17 protein-coding genes are annotated in these 22,282 nt (G+C 73.5%); 6 read left to right on the forward strand and 11 right to left on the reverse strand.

Features of this window, described 5'->3' with window-relative positions; translation table 11 throughout:
- Positions 1–9: 9 nt before the first annotated feature.
- The 3 genes from eccE to ACZ418_RS24775 all read left to right on the forward strand — a co-directional run bounded on the left by eccE (position 10) and on the right by ACZ418_RS24775 (position 5,507).
- Positions 10–1,371: a type VII secretion protein EccE gene (eccE, locus tag ACZ418_RS24765; protein ID WP_468366654.1), complete on the forward strand. Its 1,362-nt coding sequence runs from the start codon at positions 10–12 to the stop codon at positions 1,369–1,371.
- The gene (locus tag ACZ418_RS24770; RefSeq protein WP_451009691.1) at positions 1,371–2,135 is read left to right on the forward strand and encodes a hypothetical protein; all 765 of its coding nucleotides are present in this window, start codon (positions 1,371–1,373) and stop codon (positions 2,133–2,135) included. Before eccE ends, ACZ418_RS24770 begins: the two co-directional genes overlap by 1 nt.
- Before the next feature lie 282 nt (positions 2,136–2,417).
- Complete coding sequence (locus ACZ418_RS24775) at positions 2,418–5,507, forward strand: SCO5717 family growth-regulating ATPase (RefSeq protein ID WP_468366656.1); 3,090 nt, start codon at positions 2,418–2,420, stop codon at positions 5,505–5,507.
- A 70-nt stretch (positions 5,508–5,577) separates the two neighbouring features.
- Here ACZ418_RS24775 and ACZ418_RS24780 read toward each other — a convergent pair whose 3' ends face one another.
- From ACZ418_RS24780 to rimP, 9 genes are all read right to left on the reverse strand, one after another.
- Complete coding sequence (locus ACZ418_RS24780; RefSeq protein ID WP_468366659.1) at positions 5,578–6,525, reverse strand: bifunctional riboflavin kinase/FAD synthetase; 948 nt, start codon at positions 6,523–6,525, stop codon at positions 5,578–5,580.
- A gap of 140 nt (positions 6,526–6,665) precedes the next feature.
- Positions 6,666–10,379 (reverse strand): trypsin-like peptidase domain-containing protein, encoded by a 3,714-nt coding sequence (locus tag ACZ418_RS24785; protein WP_468366662.1) that lies wholly within the window; start codon positions 10,377–10,379, stop codon positions 6,666–6,668.
- Between the two features lie 271 nt (positions 10,380–10,650).
- Complete coding sequence (gene truB / locus ACZ418_RS24790) at positions 10,651–11,556, reverse strand: tRNA pseudouridine(55) synthase TruB (protein ID WP_468366664.1); 906 nt, start codon at positions 11,554–11,556, stop codon at positions 10,651–10,653.
- Positions 11,553–12,011, reverse strand: a complete 459-nt coding sequence (gene rbfA / locus ACZ418_RS24795; RefSeq protein WP_468366667.1) for a 30S ribosome-binding factor RbfA — start codon at positions 12,009–12,011, stop codon at positions 11,553–11,555. Before rbfA ends, truB begins: the two co-directional genes overlap by 4 nt.
- A 61-nt stretch (positions 12,012–12,072) precedes the next feature.
- Positions 12,073–12,366, reverse strand: coding sequence for a DUF503 domain-containing protein (locus ACZ418_RS24800; RefSeq protein WP_228623099.1), 294 nt, complete (start codon positions 12,364–12,366; stop codon positions 12,073–12,075).
- 175 nt (positions 12,367–12,541) lie between these two features.
- Positions 12,542–15,598, reverse strand: coding sequence for a translation initiation factor IF-2 (infB, locus tag ACZ418_RS24805; RefSeq protein ID WP_468366670.1), 3,057 nt, complete (start codon positions 15,596–15,598; stop codon positions 12,542–12,544).
- 144 nt (positions 15,599–15,742) lie between these two features.
- On the reverse strand, positions 15,743–16,039 hold the full coding sequence (locus tag ACZ418_RS24810) for a YlxR family protein (protein WP_468366672.1): 297 nt from the start codon (positions 16,037–16,039) through the stop codon (positions 15,743–15,745).
- Positions 16,040–16,169: 130 nt separating this feature from the next.
- Positions 16,170–17,156 (reverse strand): transcription termination factor NusA, encoded by a 987-nt coding sequence (nusA, locus tag ACZ418_RS24815; protein WP_323376887.1) that lies wholly within the window; start codon positions 17,154–17,156, stop codon positions 16,170–16,172.
- Positions 17,157–17,158: 2 nt separating this feature from the next.
- Entirely contained in the window at positions 17,159–17,677 is a 519-nt protein-coding gene (rimP, locus tag ACZ418_RS24820) for a ribosome maturation factor RimP (RefSeq protein ID WP_468366675.1), read from the reverse strand.
- A 257-nt stretch (positions 17,678–17,934) separates the two neighbouring features.
- Here rimP and ACZ418_RS24825 point away from each other — a divergent pair, with 257 nt between their 5' ends.
- Genes ACZ418_RS24825 through ACZ418_RS24835 form a run of 3 tightly spaced genes read left to right on the forward strand, consistent with a single transcriptional unit; the run spans position 17,935 to position 19,888 of the window.
- On the forward strand, positions 17,935–18,444 hold the full coding sequence (locus tag ACZ418_RS24825) for a hypothetical protein (RefSeq protein ID WP_468366678.1): 510 nt from the start codon (positions 17,935–17,937) through the stop codon (positions 18,442–18,444).
- Entirely contained in the window at positions 18,441–18,935 is a 495-nt protein-coding gene (locus ACZ418_RS24830; protein WP_468366681.1) for a ferritin-like domain-containing protein, read from the forward strand. The genes ACZ418_RS24825 and ACZ418_RS24830 overlap by 4 nt, the downstream gene beginning before the upstream one ends.
- A gap of 53 nt (positions 18,936–18,988) precedes the next feature.
- Positions 18,989–19,888 carry an aminoglycoside phosphotransferase family protein gene (locus ACZ418_RS24835; RefSeq protein ID WP_468366684.1) on the forward strand — a complete coding sequence of 300 codons (900 nt, stop codon included), beginning with the start codon at positions 18,989–18,991 and terminating at the stop codon, positions 19,886–19,888.
- A gap of 54 nt (positions 19,889–19,942) precedes the next feature.
- Here ACZ418_RS24835 and ACZ418_RS24840 read toward each other — a convergent pair whose 3' ends face one another.
- Together ACZ418_RS24840 and ACZ418_RS24845 are read right to left on the reverse strand one after the other, a co-directional pair.
- The gene (locus tag ACZ418_RS24840; protein ID WP_468366687.1) at positions 19,943–21,646 is read right to left on the reverse strand and encodes a proline--tRNA ligase; all 1,704 of its coding nucleotides are present in this window, start codon (positions 21,644–21,646) and stop codon (positions 19,943–19,945) included.
- 87 nt (positions 21,647–21,733) lie between these two features.
- Entirely contained in the window at positions 21,734–22,264 is a 531-nt protein-coding gene (locus ACZ418_RS24845) for a GNAT family N-acetyltransferase (protein ID WP_468366689.1), read from the reverse strand.
- Positions 22,265–22,282: the final 18 nt, after the last annotated feature.

Raw genomic sequence — 22,282 nt, forward strand, 5'->3', positions numbered from 1 at the left:
TTTGGAGTGATGGCTTCCGCAACGCGGACCCGGTCGCGATCGCAATCGGGATCACGGCCTCGTCGCGCACGCCGCTCGGGTGCCCGTGGCTCGTCCACCGCTCAGCCCACCACCCAGCAGGCACCGGCCACTTACCAGGGTTCCTTCGCGCCGCATCTGGAGTCCCGCTCGGGCCGTGGCGGTTCGTTCGCGCTGCAGCGGCTGGTGCTGCTGGAGATCGCGGGCGCGCTCGTGCTGTGCGGGTGGCTCGTGGGGACGGTCGCGCTGATCGCCGTCGCCCCGGTCGCCGTGCTGTTCGTGGTGCTCGCGGTCGTACGCCGCCGGGGACGCTCCCTGCCGGAATGGCTGAGCACGCTCCTCGCGTTGCGGGCCCGCAATCGGCGGGCGGCGAGCACACCGGTGCCACCGGGCACCGACGCCGGACTCGCACCGGCCGTGGAGTGCGACCCGACCCTGCGCACCTACAGCTACAGCCGCGGCGACGACCGCGACCAGCGGCCGATCGGCATGGTCGGCGACGGCGGCTTCCTGACCGCGGTGCTCCAGGTGGAGTCGGACGCCGGCGCGCTGCGCGCGGAGCGCGGCCGCAGACCGCTGCCGGTGCGGCTGGTGCGGGACGCCCTCGAAGTCGACGGAATCCGGCTGGAGTCGGCGCAGATCGTCGTGCACACCCAGCCCGCGCCCGCGCTGCACCTGCCCCAGCAGTCGGTGGTGGTCAGCAACTACGCTCCGTTGCAGGCCCAGACGGGCTCCCCCGCGGTCCGCATCACATGGATCGCGCTGAAGCTGGATCCTGAGTTGTGCCCGGAGGCGGTGGCCGCGCGCGGCGGCGGACTTCAAGGCGCCCAGAAGTGTCTGACCCGCTCGGCCGAGCATCTGTCGAGCCGGCTGACCGGCGCCGGGTTCCGGGCGAGCGTGCTCACCGAGGAGGAGCTGACGGCCGCCATCGCGACGTCCGCGTGCGCCAACCCCATGGTGACGGCCCAGGCCGGGCGCGGCGAGGCGCCGCAGCGCCGCACCGAGGAGTCCAGCCGCAGCTGGCGCTGCGACAACCGCCGGCACACCACCTACTGGGTGCGCCGCTGGCCCCAACTGGGCGGCTCCGGCGGCTCGCTGGCGCAGTTGGTCGCGCAGCTGACCGAGGTCCCCGCCCTGGCGACGACCTTCAGCCTGACCCTCGCCAAGGGCGCGCAGCAGGACGTGGCCATCACCGGCCATGTCCGTATCACCGGCCGCAGCAACCAGGAACTGACCGACGCCCGGCGCAGTCTGGAGCAGGCGGCACGGCAGACGCGGACCGGCCTCGCCCGCCTGGACCGTGAACAACTCCCCGGCGTTCTGGCCACCCTGCCGCTCGGAGGTGCCCGCTGATGGCCCTGTCGACCTCTCCCACGCCGTCGCGCACGGCCTCGCCGACGCCCGGCCTCGGCGAACGGCTGCGCACCGGCTTCGGCCTCCTCGGCCCCCGCCACCCGCGGCACGTGCTGCCCGTGGAGCAGGCCGACGCGCTGTCCCTGCCCATCGGCGACGACGGCGTGGTGGTCGGCGTCAACGCCGAGGGCCAGCCCGCCGTGCTCGGGGTGAACCGCCCCACGCCGTACGACATCGTGCTCATCGGCGGCCTGTGGACCGCGCAGGTCATGGCGCTGCGGGCGGCGGCGACGGGCGCGCGCGTGGCCGTCGAGACGGGGCGTGCGCAGGCCTGGATGCCCATGGTGCACGCCATGGGCGGCGGACAGAACGGCCTCGCGGTGTACGACGTCGGCCGGGTGCCCCCGCAGGGCGCCTCGGCCGGTACGCCCGTTCTGGTGGTGCGGGACTGCGGCATGCGGCCGCCGCGCGGACGCGTGGTGTCGGCTCCCTGGCAGTCGGTGCTGACGCTGCTGCCGTATCTCAGCCCGGTCGCGCCGCGGTTGATGCGTCAGGCGCGCCTGGTGGGCGTGCAGCGGGTGTCGCCGGACGAAGCGGTGGAGATCGGGCGGGTGATGGGGCTCCCGCGCCCCGAACTCGACACGCTGCCCACGCTTCCGGACGGCGTGACCCTCTGGTGCACCGAGCGGGACCGGCAGTACGTGGTGACTCGGGCGACCGACGCCGAGACGGGACTGCTGGGCGTGGCGCGCCGGATGGACTGACGCGTCCAACTTGCCTGGTTTTTCACGAGCACTGTTGTCACGTTTTGATGTACGTCCGCTTGCGCCGTGGCCCTCTCGGGCCCGGTGTGACGCGTCGGACGGGCAGGAAGGGGCAGCCGGGCCTGCCAGTCGCGTCGCTTTCGTGATTAGGCTGGGGTCGGGCGGTGCGCGCGCTGCGACGCAGGGGTCCGTCGACCCAAGGGGGAAGCCCGGCGAATCGTACGACAGGAACGGTCGCCCCCAAGCACGGCATGAGGGTGTTCGACCACACCAGGAGGAACTGTGAACAGCGATCGGGACGGGATCCGCGGGGGCTGGGACACACCCGACGACGACCAGACCGACGCGGAGTCCGCCATCGAGATGACGGGCGAGTTCACCATCGACTACGCGCCGCCCGCCTGGTACACGCAGAACGCTCAGGGCTCGTCCGGTGCGCCTGCGCCGGCTCCGGCACCCCCGCCGCCCCCGCAGAGCGCTCCGTTCACGCCGGCCCAGGGGACTTCGTACGCGCCACCGCCCCCGCCGGCCCAGGGCGCCCCCTATGCTCCGCCTCCGTCGGCCCAGGGCGCCCCCTACGCTCCGCCTCCGCCGGCCCAGGGCGCCCCCTACGCTCCGCCTCCGCCGGCCCAGGGCGCCCCCTACGCCGCGCCCGTGCCGCCCGCGCCGCCCGTCGGGAATCCTGCCCCGATGCCGCGGTTGCCGGAGGGCTTCGAGGCGCAGCAGCCGCAGGCCGCCCAGCCGGCTCAGCCCGCTCAGCAGGCGCAGCCGGAGGCGCCGGCGCCCGCGGTCGAGCCGGAGACGAGCAACGGGGATCTGGAGAGCGGGGCCACCATGCGGTTCTCGGCCGTGGCCCTGAAGCGCGAGATGGCCGAGATCGCCGAGCGCGCGGCCGCCATGCGGGACGGCGCGGGCGACGAGGACCCGACGGAGGGTACGGCCACGGGCTCCGCCGGTGCCGGGAGCGACGCGGTCGACGCGTCCGCGCCGGAGGGCTCGGCCGAGGGGGCCGAGGAGCGGTCGGAGGCGAAGTCCGCGGACGTGGTCTCCGCTGAGGCCGGTTCCGGGGAGGACGCGGCTGTCTCCGAGGCCGACACCGATGAGGACGAGGGCGAAGCCGAGAGCAAGGCCGAGGTCGAGGACACGGCCGAGGGCGACGCCGGGGCCGGGGCCGGGGACACCGACGGTGCCCGGGACGCGTCCGCCGACGACGCCGACGCCAACGCCGACGCCAAGTCCGACGCCAAGTCCGACGACGCCTCCGGGTCCGTGGACGCCGCCGCGGCGCAAGGCGCCGTCGCGTCCGACGCCACCGCGCAGGACGCAGCGCCTCAGCCCGGCCTACCCGAGAGCGGCGCCCAGCCGGACGGCTCGCCGCAGACCGGCGCGCCCCAGGCCTCCGTGCCGCCCGCTCCCGCCCAGGACGCCCAGGCCGCCGTGCCGCCCGCTCCCGCCCAGGACGCCCAGCCTGGCTGGACGCCGCCGCCCGCGCCGCAGAGCGGGGTGCCCCCGCTGCCGCCCTCCTACCAGCCCGCGGCGCCCGCTCCGGCGGCCCAGTGGCCCGCGCAGCAGCAGCAGCCCGGCCCGATGCCCGGCCAGCAGCCGCCGTTCCAGCCGCAGGCCCCGCAGCCCGCGCCCGCCGCCTGGAACCAGCCCAACCAGGCGAACCAGCCCGGCGTGCCCACCGCACCGCAGCCCGGCCAGCCGAACCCGATAGGCCCCGCCGCAGCGAGCGGTTACGGCTTCCCACAGCCCCCCGTGCCGCAGCCGAACCCCAACGACCCCAACACGGCCGGCGGTTACGGCTTCCCGCAACCCGGCACCCCCAACGCCCAGCCGCAGCCGGGTGGTTACGGCTTCCCGCAGCCGCCCACGCCGCCCCAGCCGAACCCCAACCACCCCGACGCAGCGGGCGGTTACGGCTTCCCCCAGCCGCCGCAGGGCCCGCAGGGCCCGGGCGGCGCACCGGCGGCCGAGGGCCAGCAGGCACCGCAGCCCCCGCAGGTCCCGCAGGCCCCGCAGCCCCCGCAAGCGCCCGTCGACCCGCGGTCCGGTGCCGCGTGGCCGCAGCCCGTCCAGCACGACCAGCGGCAGCCGACCAACCCCGGCGCCGCGCCGCTCGGTTACACGGCCGCCGTGGAGCTGTCCTCGGACCGGCTGCTGAACAACAAGAGGCAGAAGGCGAAGAGCGGACGGCCCGCGGCGGCGAGCGGCCGGTTCAAGCTCGGTGGCAAGAAGGAGGAGGCCGAGCGGCAGCGCAAGCTGGAGCTGATCCGCACGCCGGTGCTGTCCTGCTACCGGATCGCGGTCATCAGCCTCAAGGGCGGCGTCGGCAAGACGACCACGACCACCGCGCTGGGGTCCACCCTCGCCACCGAGCGGCAGGACAAGATCCTCGCCATCGACGCGAACCCGGACGCCGGTACGCTCGGGCGGCGCGTGCGCCGGGAGACGGGTGCGACGATCCGTGACCTCGTGCAGGCGATCCCGTACCTCAACTCCTACATGGACATCCGGCGGTTCACCTCGCAGGCGTCCTCCGGTCTGGAGATCATCGCCAACGACGTGGACCCGGCCGTCTCGACCACGTTCAACGACGAGGACTACCGGCGCGCGATCGACGTGCTCGGCCGGCAGTACCCGATCATCCTGACCGACTCGGGCACGGGCCTGCTGTACAGCGCCATGCGCGGGGTGCTGGACCTCGCCGACCAGCTGATCATCATCTCCACGCCGTCCGTGGACGGTGCGAGCAGTGCCAGTACGACGCTGGACTGGCTGGGCGCGCACGGCTACGCCGACCTGGTCTCCCGCTCGCTGACCGTGATCTCCGGTGTCCGGGAGACCGGAAAGATGATCAAGGTCGAGGACATAGTGGCGCACTTCGAGACGCGCACCCGCGCGGTCGTCGTCGTGCCCTTCGACGAGCATCTGGCCGCCGGTGCCGAGGTCGACCTCGACATGATGCGGCCGAAGACGCGCGAGGCGTACTTCAACCTCGCCGCGCTGGTCGCCGAGGACTTCGTACGGCACCAGCAGGCGCACGGGCTGTGGACCAGCGACGGCAACCCGCCGCCGGTGGCCGCCCCGCCGATGCCGGGCCAGCCGATGCCGGGCCAGCCCTATCCGCCCCAGCAGGGCCAGCCGTACCCGCAGGCACCGGGCCAGCAGCCCTACCCCCAGGCCGCTCCCGGCCAGCAGCCCTACCCCCAGGCCGCTCCCGGCCAGCAGCCCTACCCCCAGGCCGCGCCAGGTCAGCAGCCGTACCCGCCGCAGCAGCCCGGCCAGGGCCAGCTGTACGGCTACCCCCAGCCGCCGCAGCCCGGCTACCCGCAGCAGCAGCCGCCGCAGGGCCCGCCCCCGCAGCAGTAGCAGCGAACGAAAGGGCGGCCGGTGCTCATCGCACCGGCCGCCCTTTCGTGTCGTGGAGCCCGCCGAAGGCCTACTCCTCCGCCGCCACGATCTCCCGGCACCGCTTCACATCCGCGGCCATCTGCTCCAGCAGGGCCTCCAGCGAGTCGAACTTCGCCTGGCCGCGCACGTAGGCGAGGAAGTCGACGGCGACGTGCAGGCCGTACAGGTCGAGGCCGACGCGGTCGATGGCGTACGCCTCCACCGTGCGCTCGGTGCCGTCGAACTGCGGGTTGGTGCCGACGGAGATCGCGGCCGGCATGACCTCGCCCTGCGCGTGCAGATAGCCGGCGTACACGCCGTCGGCGGGGATGGCGGTGTGCGGCAGGGTCTCGACGTTGGCCGTCGGGAAGCCCAGTTCGCGGCCGCGCTGGGCGCCGCGGACGACCACGCCCTCCACGCGGTGCGGGCGGCCCAGGATCTCCCGGGCGCCCTCGACGTCGCCCTCGGCGACCAGGCTGCGGGTCAGCGTCGAGGAGAACGGCCGGCCGCCGCCCGCCTCACCGGTGACGTACAGATCGACGACCTCGACCTCGAAGTCGTAGGTCTTGCCCTGCTCGGCGAGGAACTCCACGTTGCCGGCGGCCTTGTGGCCGAAGCGGAAGTTCGGGCCCTCCACGACCGCCTTCGCGTGCAGCTTGTCCACCAGGACCTTCACCACGAAATCGGCGGGCGAGAGCTTCGAGAACTCGGTGGTGAAGGGAAGGATGAGGACCGCGTCCACGCCCAGGTCCGCCATCAGCTCGGCGCGGCGGTGGTGCGGGGCGAGCAGCGGCGGGTGGCTGCCGGGGCGGACGACCTCGCTGGGGTGCGGGTCGAAGGTGACCACGACGGCCGGGACGCCCAGCTCGCGGGCGCGGTCGACGGCGTGCCTGATGATCAGCTGGTGGCCGCGGTGGACGCCGTCGTAGGAACCGATGGTGACGACGCTGCGCCCCCAGTCCTGGGGGATGTCCTCCAAGCCACGCCAGCGCTGCACAGTGACCGCTCCTCGAACCCGTGTCCATATCGACGCCTAAGACTTGCGCAGGTCTAAGGGTGCCATGCCGGGTGCCCCGGACCCGCATCGGTGTCGGGGCTGTGACCGGGCGCACGTTCCCGGCAACGCCCTGTCGCCGCTCACGCCGGTACGCGGACGCCGGCGAGGTTCTCCAGCATGCGGCGGGTGCTGGGGCCCACGACGGCGGCCCACTCGTCCGGGGCGGCGGCCAGCCAGCCGGCCACCCGCGCGGCGAAGCCGGGCACGTGCCGGCCCAGGTCGACCAGGCCGCGGTCGAAGCGGGTGGCGCCCTCGGGGGTGCGGACGAGGAGCAGCCCGGTGCGGTGGACGAGCCCGCGGACCTCCTCCTCCCGGCCGTCACCGTAGCCGTCACCGTGCTCGGCCGCCGCGTGCAGAACGGCGTCCAGCACGGACGGTTCCTCTTCCCGGGCGAGCAGCAGCTCCAGGAGCTCGCGGCGCAGCGGGCGGGAGGCGGGGGTGCCGGCGGCGGCGAGGACGGTCGCGAGGGCGGCACGGAGCTGTTCGGGGGCGTCGTCGAGCAGGCCGGTGACCAGGGGCAGCAGCACGGGGCGGGCGGCGGGGCCCTGGGCGAGGCGGCGGTCGACATGGGCGGCGAGGTGGCCGGCGGTCTGGGGGTGCAGCCGTACCGCCTCCTGGAGCAGGGGCGCGACGCGGCGGGCCAGGGCCGGGGTGGTGGCATCGGTGAGGGTGCGCAGCGCTTCCGCCGCGTGCGGGCCGCGCAGCCGGGCGCGGAAGGCCTCAAGGACCGGTTCCGGGTGGCTGGTCAGGGCGGGGACCAGGGCGCTCGGCGGGAACTGCGGGTCGCCGTCGGCGAAGTGCCGCAGGGCCGCGGCGAGGTGTCGGTCACGGGTGTGCGGGTCGTGGACCAGCAGGGCGAGGGCGCCGCCGTGCAGTGCGCGGTCGGCGGGGCGGGCGAGCAGGGTGAGCGCGGCGTAGCGCAGCAGCTCGCGGTCGGCCTCCGCACGGGCGTGCGGGGCCGCGCGCAGGCCGTGGGCCACGGCCGCGACCCGGCGGGCCGGGCGCTCGTCGTGCGCCCAGCGGTCGACCGCCCGGCAGATCGCCGACGGCTCGTCCTCGGCGAGGGTCGCGAGCAGTTCGTCGGCGTGCCGGTGCGCACTGGCCACCAGGATCTCGGTGAGTTCGTCCAGCGCGCCGTGCCGGTGGGTGTGCAGCAGCGCCTGAGCGGCGGTCGCGACCGTGGCGTGCGGGGTCGCGGGCAGCGGCCGTTCGTCGTCGAACCAGCAGATCAGCCGCGGCTGTACGACGGCGGGCGCGGCCGCGAGCAGCCGGGCGACGGCGTCCAGGTAGCGCTCGCCGGCCTCCGGGAGCGCCGGGTCGGCCAGCACTAGCCGGCGCAGCAGCTCGAGCCGCTCGGTGTCGTGGACCGGCAGCTCGGTCCAGAAGGCGGGGCCGAACTCGGCGGGAACGGGCCGCTGTGCGCGGCGCCAGGCGACGATCCGGTCGGCGAGCAGCCGCAGCACGTCGGTGTACGGCGTCGCGTCCGGGACCTGCAGCAGGGTGCGGGCGAGCAGCCGGGCGGCCCACCAGGAGCCGGTGTCGCGGTCCAGGGCGTCCGTCAAGTCCCGTAGTCGGGCGGCCAGTTGGCGGTCGCCGTGGTGCCGGGCGAGGAGCAGCAGGGCCTGGACGACGGGGCCGACGCGATGGTGCGGCACCGGCACGGGAGCGGTTTCGCCGTCGGTGCGGGGGCGGTGGACCAGGGCGCGCAGGGCCTCGTCGAGGTCGAGATGCATGCCCTGGATCCAGTCGGCCAGCTCTTCGTGCGCGAAGCGGTAGCCCCGGCCGGCCGGGACGAGCAGCCCCTCGGTCAGTACGGCGGACGCCCAGCCGGTGCCGCCGCCGAGCCGGGCCGGGGCGGGCCCCCAGGGGAACACCGCCTCGAACGACGCCCGGTCCAGCTCGCCCTGCCCGGGGCCGAGGCTTCGCCGCGCGGCCTCGTGCACCTGCCCGGCCACGCGAGCGGCGAGGCGGCGTACGGCGGTGCCGCGCAGACCGCTCTCCGCGGCGAGCCGGACCGCGATGCGCAGGCACATCAGATCCAGGTGGGCGGCGAACACCTCGTGCCGGTCGACGGGGCCGGCGCCGGCCTGGACGTCCGGGGCGGCGGCCCGCACCTCGGACAGCAGCCGGAGGGTGAGCGGATGCCGGGCGTCGCGATCGCAGAGGGCACCGTCGGGGATCGCATGCCGGACCCGGGCCAGCCGGGCCTCGTCCGGTGTGAGGTCGGGGAGGTGGAGGCAGGGCGGGAGGGGTGTGGAGGGAGCCGCCGGAGTTGCCGATGCTGCCGATGCTGCCGGAGCGTGCAGCAGGTCGGCGGGGAATTCCGCCCCCGCGCGCTCCCAGTACTCCTCCCGGCAGGCCACCACCAGCCGTGCCCCGGTCCGGCGCAGCCAGGCGGCCGTTCCCCTGGTCCAGTCGGGGAGGCGGTGGGCGAGCACAGGGGGCATCTCCTCGGGGCCGTCCAGCAGGAGCAGGAGCGGCCGGCCGGCCCGGGCGGCGAGATGGGCCAGGTGTTCGGGGCTGAGGTCGCCGAGGGATTCGGGGCGCACGGAGCGGGCGGCGGCGACGATCCTGGCGGCCCGTTCCAGGGTGCGGCGGGCCGCGTCGGCCACGGAGTCGTCGGCATCCTCCAGGTCGGCGCCGCGCAGCCAGAGCGTCGGGGCGGGCCGCTCGCCGGCCCGGCGGGCGGCGAGGGCCGCGAGTGCCGTCGTACGGCCGCTGCCGGGCGCGCCGACGAGCCCGAGCACGGCCCGGTCACCGGCCGTGAAGGCGGCCAACTCCCGTACGACACCGTGGCGTTCGACCGGTTCCACGGTGCCGGCGAGAAGGCCCTGCGGGCCGTCCTGGCCGACCGAGGTGGCGGTCAGCTGCAGCATGCCCGCCGCGTTGAGGTCGGTGCCGTAGGCGGGCACGGTGGCCGCGTTGCGGGCGAGCAGCTCGCCGAGGGGGCCGTCGGCGGGCCGGAGCGGCACCGCGAAGCCCGCGTCACGCTGCGCGGAGTGCAGGGCGCTGCCGAGGACGCCGATCACCGCGCCGGTCCCCGCATCGAGCACCGGTCCCCCGGCCGCCCCGCCGCCCAGCCGCAGCGCGTCCTGTCCCGCGGTGCCGATCGCCAGCTCCAGCGCGTCCGGGAGGAGGTGGAAGCGGTCGGTGGCGGTGTACGTCACCTCGGTGGCGGCCAGCACCCGCGCCTCCCGCCAGCAGCCCGCGGGGATCCGCACATAGGTTCCGGCGTCGATCCGCTCCCGAACGGACAGCGGCAGCGGGTCGAGACCCAGGCCCTCGGTGCGCACCAGCGCCAGGTCGCGCTCGGGCAACGGGGTGACGGCGTCGGCGGCGACCACACAGGTGCGGTCGCCGCCGGCGACCTGCAGCACAAGCCGGGGCAGGCCGTCGACCGCCTCATGGCTGGTGAGCAGGGTGCCCTGGTGATCGACGAGGAAGCCGACGCCCCGGGGGCGCCCGGCGAGGTCGCGGATCTGGACGAGGGCGGGGTCGGGGCCGGGGCCGTCGGGGTGCGGGCCCTGGATGACCGAGGGGTTCGAGACGCCTGCTGCGGGCTCCGAGAGGCCTGTGATGCCGCCGAGACCTGTGGTGCCGCCGAGACCTGTGGTGCCACCGAGACCTGTGGTGCCGCCGAGACCTGTGGTGCCGGTGGTGTAGGCGGTAGCGCCTGTCGCGCCCACGCCGTCCGTACGGATCCGGTGTCCCCGCCGGAAGCCGTCCGCCCTCTCCCGCGTACCGTCCACCGCTGCTCGGCGACCGCTTCCGGTGCGCGGGCCCCGTCCCGCCATGGCCGTACCTCCCCGCCCTCGCCCATGTGTCCTGTTGACGACGGTAGGCGCGCGATGATCGGCGGGACAGATCGCGTGGCGAACGCGCCCCCTTCCGCTCCCCCGGTTCACTCCGAGCGCCCGCCCGGTCGGGTGAATAGGCGGGAGCTGTTGGACAACCCTAGAGGTGGGGGAACCGAGGGGGGACCCGTGGAGCGGCGGCAGGGGCCGGCACCGTGGCCGGCCGCCGCTCCACGGGCAGCGCCCATGGCGGGTGTCCGGGCCGGACGTCTCAGCCGAAGACGGCCAGGCTCTTGGCCTTGCCCTTGTGCTGTTCGACCAGTGCGAGGAAGCGGCCCTCGGCGTCGAAGACGGCGACGGGACCGGCGCCCGCGTACTCGTCGGGCATCTCCAGCCGGACGCCGTTCAGCAGCAGCCGGGCGCGCCGGGCGTCCACCTGCCAGCGCGGGAAGGCCGCCGCGGCGGCGTCCGCGATCGGCATCACGGTCAGCTCCTGCTGGAGCTGGTCCAGCGTCTTCGCCGTATCGATCTTGTACGGTCCGACGCGCGTCCGGCGCAGCGCGGTGAGGTGGCCGCCGACGCCGAGGTCGGCGCCCAGGTCACGGGCGAGGGCGCGGATGTAGGTGCCGGAGGAGCAGACGACGGAGACGACCAGGTCGAGGACCTGCGTGCCGTCGGCGGCGACGGCGTCCCGGACGTCGTACACCGCGAAGGAGGAGACCGTCACCGGACGGGCGGGGATCTCGAAGTCCTCGCCCTCACGGGCCCGCTTGTACGACCGCACGCCGTCGATCTTGATGGCGCTGACCTTGGACGGCACCTGCATGATGTCGCCGGTCAGCTTGGCGATGCCGGCGTCGACGGCGTCCCGGGTCACCTTGGAGGCGTCGGTGGACGAGGTGACCTCGCCCTCGGCGTCGTCGGTGATCGTGTTCTGGCCCAGGCGGATGGTGCCCAGGTACTCCTTCTCCGTGAGGGCGAGGTGCCCGAGGAGCTTGGTGGCGCGCTCGACACCGAGGACCAGGACACCGGTCGCCATCGGGTCGAGGGTGCCGGCGTGGCCGACGCGGCGGGTGCGTGCGATGCCGCGCATCTTGGCGACCACGTCGTGCGAAGTGAAACCCGACGGCTTGTCGACGATGACAAGGCCGTCGGGCGTGGTGTGCTTCTGGGTCATTCCGCGGCGTCGCCGTCCGTCTCGGCCTCGTCCTCGGCAGGCTTGCGGTACGGGTCCGCGCCGCCGGCGTAGTCGGCGCCCGCGGAGGCCTCGCGGACCTTCGCGTCGGACTGCCGTGCCTTGTCGAGGAGGTCCTCGATGGTCCGGGCGGTGTCCGGCAGGGCGTCGGCGACGAAGGTCAGGGTCGGCGTGAACTTCACACCGGCCGCGCGGCCCACCTCGGAGCGCAGGATGCCCTTGGCGCTCTCCAGGCCCGCCGCCGCGGCCTTCCGCTCCTCGTCGTCGCCGTAGACCGTGTAGAAGACGGTCGCCTCCCGCAGGTCACCCGTGACCCGGGTGTCCGTGATGGTGACGTGCGAGCCGAGCCGCGGGTCCTTGATCCCGCGCTGCAGTTTCTGGGCCACCACCTCCCGGATGAGGTCCGCCAGCCTTTTCGCCCGCGCGTTGTCGGCCACTGGTCCGTCTCCCGTTCTTTCTTCTTCTTGCGTTGCTGTGGTCTGGGTCGGCGTCGTCGTCTCAGTCGTCTTCGCCGTGGAAGCGCCGTCGCACGGACAGCAGCTCGACCTCGGGGCGGGCGGCGACCAGCCGTTCGCACCGGTCCAGTACGTCGGTGAGGTGCGCCGCGTCGCCGGAAACCATGGCGAGGCCGATGACCGCTCGCCGGTGGAGGTCCATGTGGTCCACCTCGGCCGCGCTCACCGCGTACTTCCGCTGGAGTTCGGCGACGATCGGGCGGACGACGGAGCGCTTCTCCTTCAGCGAGTGGACGTCACCGAGGAGGAGATCGAAGGACAGAGTCCCCACGTACATGTTGTGTGCCGGGTTTACCCGCCGGTACGGGATCGATGGCCTGGGGCCACGTTACCGCTTGGGTGCCGGTGGCTCGACCGGGTTTCCGGGGCACCGCTGGCTGCGGAGCCCCTGGAACGGCAAGCTGGCCGACGGGACCGAGATCCCGCCGGCCAGCTCTATGCACCGTCGGCCGTTACGCCCGCGGCTTCTCCCGCATCTCGTACGTCGCGATGACGTCGTCGACCTTGATGTCGTTGAAGTTGCCGAGGTTGATACCGCCCTCGTAGCCTTCGCGGATCTCGGTGACGTCGTCCTTGAAGCGACGCAGGCCCTCGATGGTGAGGTTCTCCGCGACCACCTTGCCGTCGCGGATGAGGCGGGCCTTGGTGTTGCGGCGCACCTCGCCGGAGCGGATGAGGACACCGGCGATGTTGCCCAGCTTGGACGACTTGAAGACCTCGCGGATCTCTGCCGTACCCAGCTCGACCTCTTCGAACTCCGGCTTGAGCATGCCCTTGAGGGCCGCCTCGATCTCCTCGATCGCCTGGTAGATGACCGAGTAGTACCGGACGTCCACACCCTCGCGCTCGGCCATCTGCGCCGCGCGGCCGGCCGCACGGACGTTGAAGCCGATCACGATGGCGTCGGAGCCCATCGCCAGGTCGATGTCGGACTCCGTGACCGCACCGACGCCGCGGTGCAGGACACGGATGTCGACCTCTTCGCCGACGTCCAGCTGGAGCAGGGAGGACTCCAGGGCCTCGACGGAACCAGAAGCGTCACCCTTGATGATCAGGTTCAGCTGCTGGACCTCGCCGGCCTTGAGCACCTTGTCCAGGTCCTCCAGGGACACGCGACGCGTGCGCTTGGCGAAGGCCGCGTTGCGCTCACGGGCGGCGCGCTTCTCGGCGATCTGACGGGCCGTACGGTCCTCGTCGACCACCAGGAAGTTGTCACCCGCACCCGGGACGTTGGTCAGGCCCAGGACCTGGACCGGCGTCGACGGGCCGGCCTCGGCGACGTTGTTGCCGTTGTCGTCGAGCATGGCGCGCACCCGGCCGTAGGCGTCGCCCACGACCATCGTGTCGCCGACCCGCAGCGTGCCTCGCTGGACGAGGACCGTCGCCACGGCACCACGGCCGCGGTCGAGACGGGACTCGATCGAGATGCCCTGCGCGTCCTGGTTCGGGTTGGCCCGCAGGTCGAGCGAGGCGTCGGCCGTGAGGATCACGGCCTCCAGCAGCGAGTCGATGTGCAGACCCTGCTTGGCGGAGATGTCGACGAACATGGTGTCGCCGCCGTACTCCTCGGCCACCAGGCCGTACTCGGTCAGCTGACCGCGCACCTTGGTCGGGTCGGCACCCTCGACGTCGATCTTGTTGACCGCGACCACGATCGGCACGTCGGCCGCCTTGGCGTGGTTGAGCGCCTCGACCGTCTGCGGCATGACGCCGTCGTTGGCCGCGACGACCAGGATCGCGATGTCGGTCGACTTCGCACCACGGGCACGCATGGCGGTGAACGCCTCGTGACCCGGGGTGTCGATGAAGGTGATCTTGCGCTCTTCGTCGTTGACCTCGGTCGCGACCTGGTAGGCACCGATGTGCTGGGTGATGCCACCGGCCTCGCCCGCGATGACGTTCGTCTTGCGGATCGCGTCGAGCAGTCGGGTCTTACCGTGGTCGACGTGACCCATGACGGTCACCACCGGCGGACGGACGACCAGGTCCTCGTCGGAGCCCTCGTCCTCGCCGAACTCGATGTCGAAGGACTCGAGCAGCTCGCGGTCCTCCTCCTCCGGGCTGACGATCTGAACCGCGTAGTTCATCTCGTCGGCGAGGAGCTGCAGGGTCTCGTCGGAGACGGACTGCGTGGCGGTGACCATCTCGCCGAGGTTCATCATGACCGCGACGAGCGACGCCGGGTTGGCGTTGATCTTCTCCGCGAAGTCGGTGAGCGACGCGCCGCGGGAGAGACGGATGGTCTCGCCGTTGCCGCGCGGCAGCATCACGCCGCCGACGCTCGGGGCCTGCATGGCCTCGTACTCCTGGCGCCTCTGCCGCTTCGACTTGCGGCCGCGACGCGCGGGACCACCGGGACGGCCGAAGGCGCCCTGCGTGCCACCACGGCCACCGGGACCGCCGGGACGGCCACCGAAGCCGGGACGGCCACCGCCGCCACCGCCGGGACCACCCGGACGACCGGCGAAGCCACCGCCGCCACCGCCACCCGGACCGCCGGGACGGCCGGCGAAGCCGCCACCGCCGCCACCGGGACGGGCGAAGCCGCCGCCACCCGGACGACCGCCGCCGCCACCGGGGCGACCGCCGCCACCGGGACCACGGCCGCCGGGGCCACCGCCGCCGGGACGCGGGCCGGCAGCCGGACGCTGCGGCATCATGCCGGGGTTCGGACGCGGACCGGCCGGGCCGGGACGCGGACCGCCCTGCGGCCGGGGCATGCCGGACGGGGTCGGACGGGGACCGCCGGGAGCCTGCGGACGCGGACCGCCGCCCTGGGCACCGGGCGCCTGCGGACGGGCACCGCCGCCGGGGCCACCGCCGCCGGGACGCGCGCCGCCCTGCGGGCGCGGGGCCTGCGGACGGGCCATGCCGGTGGAGCCACCGGAGGTGAAGGGGTTGTTGCCCGGACGCGGACCGGCCGGACGGGCACCCGGACGCGGGGCCTGCCCACCGGGACGCGGGGCACCCTGGCCCGGACGGGCCTGACCCTGGCCGGGACCACCCGGACGGGCACCACCGGGCTTCGGGGCACCCGGACGCGCGCCGGGACGCGGACCCTGCGCGGCCGGGGCCTGCGGGGCCTGGGCGGCCGGCGGAGCGGTGAACTCCGGGGCGGCCGGAGCCGGACGCGGTGCGGGCTTGGGACCCGGAACCGGACGCGGGCCCTGGGCGGGCGCGGGCGCCGCAGGTGCCGCCGGGGCGGCCGGCTGCTGGGCAGCGGGCGCCGTCGGAGGCTTGGGGGCGGCCGGCCTCGGGGCAGCCGGACGGGCCGCCTGCGCCGGAGAGGGCGCCGCGGGCCTGGGGGCAGCCTTGCGCGGGGCGGGCTTCGCGGCGGACTTGCCGCTGCCACCGCCCTGGAAGGCGTCAGTCAGCTTGCGTACTACGGGCGCTTCGATGGTCGAAGACGCCGAACGGACGAATTCACCGAGCTCCTGGAGCTTGGCCATGACGACCTTGCTCTCAACTCCGAACTCCTTGGCGAGTTCGTAAACCCGGACCTTAGCCACTTCGCTCCTTTGAGGTCCGGGTGAAGCCGGACCGTCGCTAGTTCATGGGCGTACTCATCGCGTACTCATCGAGTGCTCATCGCAATCTCGACCTGCTTTCGACTCGCGAGGTACCAGGCCGCACGGTGTTCCGTACGGCACGTCTTACGGTGTTGCCTGCTCGGCAACTGTTGTCTGCTCGACGTATCGGCGCAACGCCTTTGTGTCGAGCGGCCCCGGGGCGCGCAGTGCCCGCGGGAACGCCCGGCGGCGTACCGCCTGGTCGAGACAGGTCAGTGCGGGGTGTACATAGGCACCCCGGCCGGGCAGCGTACCGCGAGGATCGGGGGCGCATGCGTCCTCGATCTTCACGATCCGCAGCAGATCGTCCTTGGCCGCCCGCTCCCGGCACCCCACACAGGTGCGCTCAGGGCATGCTCGGGCGTGCGTCCGGCCAGACACGGTTAAGTCTACCTCCCCGTACCGACCTCACCCCTTCGGGGGAAAGATCGAACGGCTGTTGTCGTAAACCAAGCGACCTGCGGCTTGGATCTATTCCCGGAGCCGCCCGGTCACCGATTGTTACCTGCTCTTATTCGGCCACCTGTTCGGTGTCCGGCCGGATGTCGATCCGCCAGCCGGTGAGCCGGGCGGCGAGGCGGGCGTTCTGCCCCTCCTTGCCGATCGCGAGCGACAGCTGGTAGTCCGGCACGGTCACCCGGGCGGAGCGGGAGGCCAGGTCCACGACCTCCACCTTGCTCACCCGAGCGGGTGACAGGGCGTTCGCCACCATCTCGGCCGGGTCGTCCGACCAGTCGACGATGTCGATCTTCTCGCCGTTCAGCTCGCCCATCACATTGCGCACCCGGCCGCCCATCGGACCGATGCAGGCGCCCTTGGCGTTCAGACCCGAACGGGTGGACCGTACGGCGATCTTGGTGCGGTGACCGGCCTCACGGGCGATCGCGGCGATCTCGACCGAGCCGTCGGCGATCTCCGGCACCTCCAGGGCGAAGAGCTTCTTCACCAGGTTGGGGTGCGTACGGGACAGGGTGACCGACGGACCGCGGACGCCCTTGGCCACCCGGACGACGTACGACCGCAGCCGCATGCCGTGCGGATACGTCTCACCCGGCACCTGCTCCTGCACCGGCAGGATGGCCTCCAGCTTGCCGATGTCGACCAGCACGTTCTTCGGGTCGCGGCCCTGCTGGACCACGCCGGTGACGATGTCGCCCTCACGGCCGGCGTACTCGCCGAGCGTGGCGTCGTCCTCGGCGTCGCGCAGCCGCTGGAGGATCACCTGCTTGGCAGTGGTGGCGGCGATCCGCCCGAAGCCCGACGGGGTGTCGTCGAACTCGCGCGGCTCCTGCCCCTCTTCCAGGTCCTCGGGGTCCTCCTTCGCCCACACGGTCACATGCCCGGTCTCCCGGTTGAGCTCCACGCGCGCGTGTCGGCGGCTTCCCTCGGTGCGGTGGTAGGCGATGAGGAGGGCCGACTCGATCGCCTCGACCAGCAGGTCGAAGGAGATCTCCTTCTCCCGAACCAAGCCCCGCAGGGCGCTCATGTCGATGTCCACGGCTACGCCTCCTCCTCTTCCTTCATGTCCTTCTTGACCTTGTCGTCCTTGCGGTTGAACTCGACCTGCACGCGCGCCTTGGCGATCTCCGGGAAGCCGAGCCTGCGGCTGGTGGCCTTGCGGCCCTTGACCCCGGGAACCTCGACGTCGAGACCGTCCTCGTCGACCTTCAGGATCCGGGCGATCAGCTCGCCGCCCTCGGTCAGCTGGAACTTCACGAGCCGGTCGGTGGCGCGCACGAAGTGCCGGTGCTCGGTGAGGAGGCGCTCCGCGCCGGGGGTGCCGACCTCCAGGTCGTACGCCGCGTCGCCCATCGCGTTGGTCTCGTCGAGCTTCGCCGAGAGCGCACGGCTCACATCGGCGATGGCGTCCAGATCGGCTCCGGTGTCGGAGTCGACGACCACGCGCAGCACCCGCTTGCGTCCGACGGAGTCCACGGCGATCTCTTCGAGATCCAGTCCCTGGGAGATGACGAGCGGTTCCAGCAGCTCTCGCAGCCTCTCGCTCTGGGTGGTGCTCATCCGGGTGACTCCTCGGCCGCGTGTGCTGTTGTGGGATGGGTCGCGTGTCTGGTCAAAGGGTATCCGGTCGCAGGGGGTGTTGCGTGTTGCCTCCGGCGGTGGGACGGGTTCCCGCCGGGGTGGGGCGCAGTTCCCCGCGCCCCTCAAGGTGGGTCCGCTGAGCCGGTGACATGAGGCGGGGGAATGCGCGGGTACCGTGATCACGGCGGGCTGCCCTCCCGCCCGTGTGTTCGTACGAGCCCCCGAGGACGTCAGCCGTGCCGTACCCCCCACCCTTGCGCGCCCCCTCGGGGCCGCGCAGAAGATCCCTGCTCGTCTCGGCCGCCGGGGCCGCCCTGCTCGTGGGCTGCACCGCCGATCCGGACTCCGGCGGCACTAGCGCCTCGTCGGCTTCGGAGCGAGCACGCGCGCGTGCGGCGCGGGACAGCCAGGGGCTGCTGGAGCGGTACGACGCCGTCCTCGCCGCGCACCCGGGGCTGGCGCAGCGGCTGGGCCCGCTGCGGGCCCAGGTCGCCGCGCACATCGCGGCCTTCGGAGGGTCCACGACGCCCACGCCCGCGAAGTCCTCGGCCTCCCCGTCCGCCGAGCCGACCGTCCCGGCCACCGAGAAGGACGCCCTCGCCGACCTGGCCGCCGCCGAGCGGACCCTCGCCGACCGGCGTGCCAAGACCCTGCTGGAGGTGCCGGGCGAGTCGGCGCGGCTGCTGGCGTCGGTGGCGGCGGCCGGGGCCACGCACGCGTACCTGCTGACGGAGGGGGCGAAGTGAGCGACGAGGCGAAGTCGGCCGAGCTGAGGGCGCTGCAGGCGGCGCTGGCGGCGGAGCACGCGGCGGTGTACGGCTACGGTGTCGTCGGCGGCAAGATCAGCGCGGCCCGCCGGACCGAGGCACGGGCGGCGTACGACGCCCACCGGGCGCGCCGGGACGCGCTGACCCGCGAGGTGAGCGATCTGGGCAGGCAGCCGGTCGCCGCGAACGCCGCGTACGCGCTGCCGTTCCCGGTGCCGGACGCGACGGCGGCCGTGCGGCTCGCCGCCCAACTGGAGGAGCGGGTGGCGGGCGTCTACGCGGACCTGGTGCGGGCGGCGACGGGCGCGCGGCGCGGTGCGGCCGCCGCCGCGCTGCGGGAGGCCGCGGTGCGCGCGGTGCGCTGGAGCGGGGAGAGCGTAGCCTTCCCTGGGCTCGCCGAGCGGTCCTCCGGCGAAGGGACCGGTGCGGCCGGTACGACACCGTCGGCCTCCGCCTCGGTGACCCCGTGACCCCGTAGACACCCCCTACGACAGGCCCCGGACTGGAAGGAAACGACTCGCGCATGGCTTTCGAACCGCCGCCGCGCCTGGTACGGGCGCTCGGTGAGACGGCACCGGCCGGGGACGACTGGCTCGCTCAGCTGCCCGCGATCACCGAACGGGCCGTTGCCAGGCGCGAGTTGACGGTGGAGCGGGTTCAGCTGCCGGGTGGGCGCAGCAGCCTGGTGGTGCTGGTGCGGCGCGCCGACGGCACCCCGGCCGTGCTGAAGCTGGCCCCGCCCCGGGCCCGCCCGGAGAGCGAGCGGGCGGCGCTGGCGCACTGGGGCGGGCTGGGCGCCGTACAGCTGCTGGAAGCCGGTGCGGAGGACGGTGTGCTGCTGCTGGAGCGGCTGCACCCGGATGTGTCCGTGCGGTCGCTGCCGGAGGCGAAGGCACTGCTGGAGGCCGCGGGCACGCTGCGGCGGCTGTGGGTCGAGCCGCCGGCCGGTCATGCCTTCGAGACCGTCGCCGAGCGCACGGGGCGCCAGGCGGCGGCGATGCGGGCGGGCGCCGAGGCCGATCCCGAGGTGGCGCCGCTGGTCGACGCGGCGCTCGCGGCCCGCGAGGAGCTGCTGGCGGCGCCGCCCGAACACCGGTTGCTGCACGGCACGTTCCGGCAGAGCAAGGTGCTGGCCGGGGAGCGGTGGCCGTGGCTCGCGGTGGGCCCCGATCCGGTGGTGGGTGAGTGCGCGTTCGACCTGGCGCGGCTGGTACGGGACCGGGTGGAGGACCTGATCGCGACGCCGGCGGGTGCGGCGACGACGCGGCGCCGCATCAAACGGCTCGCCGAGTCGCTGGAGGTGGATCAGGAGCGGCTGCGGGGGTGGACGCTGTTCCGGGCGGTGGAGTCCGGGGTGCGGGCGCGTCGGGTCGGGCGGCCGAAGGACGGGGAGCTGCTGCTGGAGTTCGCCGGGTGGCTGTAGAGCCGTTGAAGCCCCCTGGTCGTGTCTCAGGGGGCTTCTCGACGGTCCGCGGTGCTACGCCGCCAGGCGGGCGATCGCGTCCTCGACGGTCAGTTCCTCGCGCTCGCCGGTCTTGCGGTCCTTCAGTTCCAGGACGCCCTCGCCGGAGCGGCGGCCGGCGACCAGGATCTGCGGGACGCCGATCAGCTCGGCGTCGGTGAACTTCACGCCCGGGGAGACGCCGGCCCGGTCGTCGACCAGGACGCGGAGGCCCGCGGCGGACAGCTTCTCGGCGACGTCGAGGGCCAGCTCGGTCTGCAGGGCCTTGCCGGCGGCGACCACGTGCACATCGGCCGGGGCGACCTCCTTGGGCCACACCAGGCCCTTGTCGTCGGCGCTCTGCTCGGCGATGGCCGCGACCGCGCGGGAGACGCCGATGCCGTAGGAGCCCATGGTCACGCGGACGGGCTTGCCGTTCTGGCCGAGGACGTCGAGCTTGAGGGCGTCGGTGTACTTGCGGCCCAGCTGGAAGATGTGGCCGATCTCGATGGCACGGTCCAGCTTCAGGCCGGTGCCGCACTCGGGGCAGGGGTCGCCCTCCTGCACGACCACGACGTCCACGTAGTCGTCGACCTCGAAGTCACGGCCGGCGACGACGTTCTTCGCGTGCGTGTGCTCCTTGTTGGCGCCGGTGATCCAGGAGGTGCCGGGGGCCACGCGCGGGTCGGCGATGTACTTGACCTTCTCGCCCCGGCCCTGCGGGCCGACGTAGCCGCGGACCAGGTCGGGACGGCCGGCGAAGTCCGCCTCGGTGACCATCTCGACGACGGCCGGGGCGAAGTGCGCCTCGACCTTGCCCAGGTCGACCTCGCGGTCGCCGGGCACGCCGACGGCGACGATCTCGCCGTCCACCTTGACCAGCAGGTTCTTCAGCGTGGCGGAGGCGGGGACGCCGAGGGAGGCGGCCAGGGTCTCGATGGTCGGGGTGTCCGGGGTGGGGATCTCCTCCAGCGCGGGGACGTCCGAGGCGTCGACCGGCTTGAGCGCGTAGGTGATCGCCTCCGTGTTGGCGGCGAAGTCGCAGTTCGGGCAGTCCGCGAAGGTGTCCTCGCCGGCCTCGGCCGGGGCCAGGAACTCCTCCGACTTCGAGCCGCCCATCGCACCGGCGGTGGCCGCGCAGATGCGGTAGTCGAGGCCGAGGCGCGCGAAGATCCGCTGGTAGGCCTTGCGGTGCAGGGCGTACGACTGCGCGAGCCCCTCGTCCTCCAGGTCGAAGGAGTACGAGTCCTTCATCAGGAACTCGCGGCCGCGCAGGATGCCGGCGCGGGGGCGGGCCTCGTCACGGAACTTGGTCTGGATCTGGTAGAGGATCACCGGCAGGTCCTTGTAGGACGTGCACTGGTCCTTGACCAGAAGGGTGAAGATCTCCTCGTGGGTGGGGCCGAGGAGGTAGTCGCCGCCCTTGCGGTCCTTGAGGCGGAACAGCTCCTGGCCGTACTCGTCCCAGCGGCCGGTCGCCTCGTACGGCTCCCGGGGCAGCAGGGCGGGGAGGGTGACCTCCTGGGCGCCGATGGCGTCCATCTCCTCGCGGACGATCCGCTCGACGTTGGAGAGGACCTTCTTGCCGAGGGGCAGCCAGCTCCAGATGCCGGCGGCCGTGCGGCGGACGTAGCCGGCGCGGACGAGGAGCTTGTGGCTGAGGACCTCGGCGTCCGCCGGGTCGTCGCGCAGCGTCTTCGCCATCAACTGGGACATGCGCTGGACCGGTGCGTTGGCCATGGTTCTCGTACTCCTGCCGGGTAAGGGTGATGGCATAGGAGGTTAGCCGGGCTGCCTGCGCCGGTGGAAATCGGATTCGCCCCGGCTCTATTTGCGGCGCAGGGGCAGGTGGGCGCCCATCACGGCGTACGGCTTCGGCGCGCTCGGGAAATGGACCTGGCGGGCGAGATCGACATAGCCGAGGGAGAAGTACAGACCGCGGGCGGGACTGTCGGTGTCGATCGCGGAGAGGATCGAGCGGGGCTCGGTGGCGGTGTCGGTGATCGCGGTGATCAGGCGGCGTCCGATGCCCCGGTTCTGGTGATGGGGGTGGACGTGCAGCTCGGTGATCACGAAGGAGTCGTCCAGCCAGAAGTCGTTGCCGGTCGCGCGGAGGTACGGCTCCACGACGGTGGACCACCAGTGGGTGCGGGAGTTCGGCATGCCGTAGACGAAGCCGACGAGGTGTCCGGCGACGGTGGCACCGAGGGCCCGCGCGCCCGGGAACTGCATATGGCGCTGGACGATCTGCCGGCGTACGGCGACCTCGTCGGGGCCCAGTCCGAAGGCCACGGCCTGGACGGCTAGGGCCTCGTCGACGCGGGCAGCGAGATCCAGGGGGCCGATCACGAGGTCCATGCCGGGAGCGTACAGCGG

Source organism: Streptomyces sp. NPDC030820, assembly GCF_055572075.1.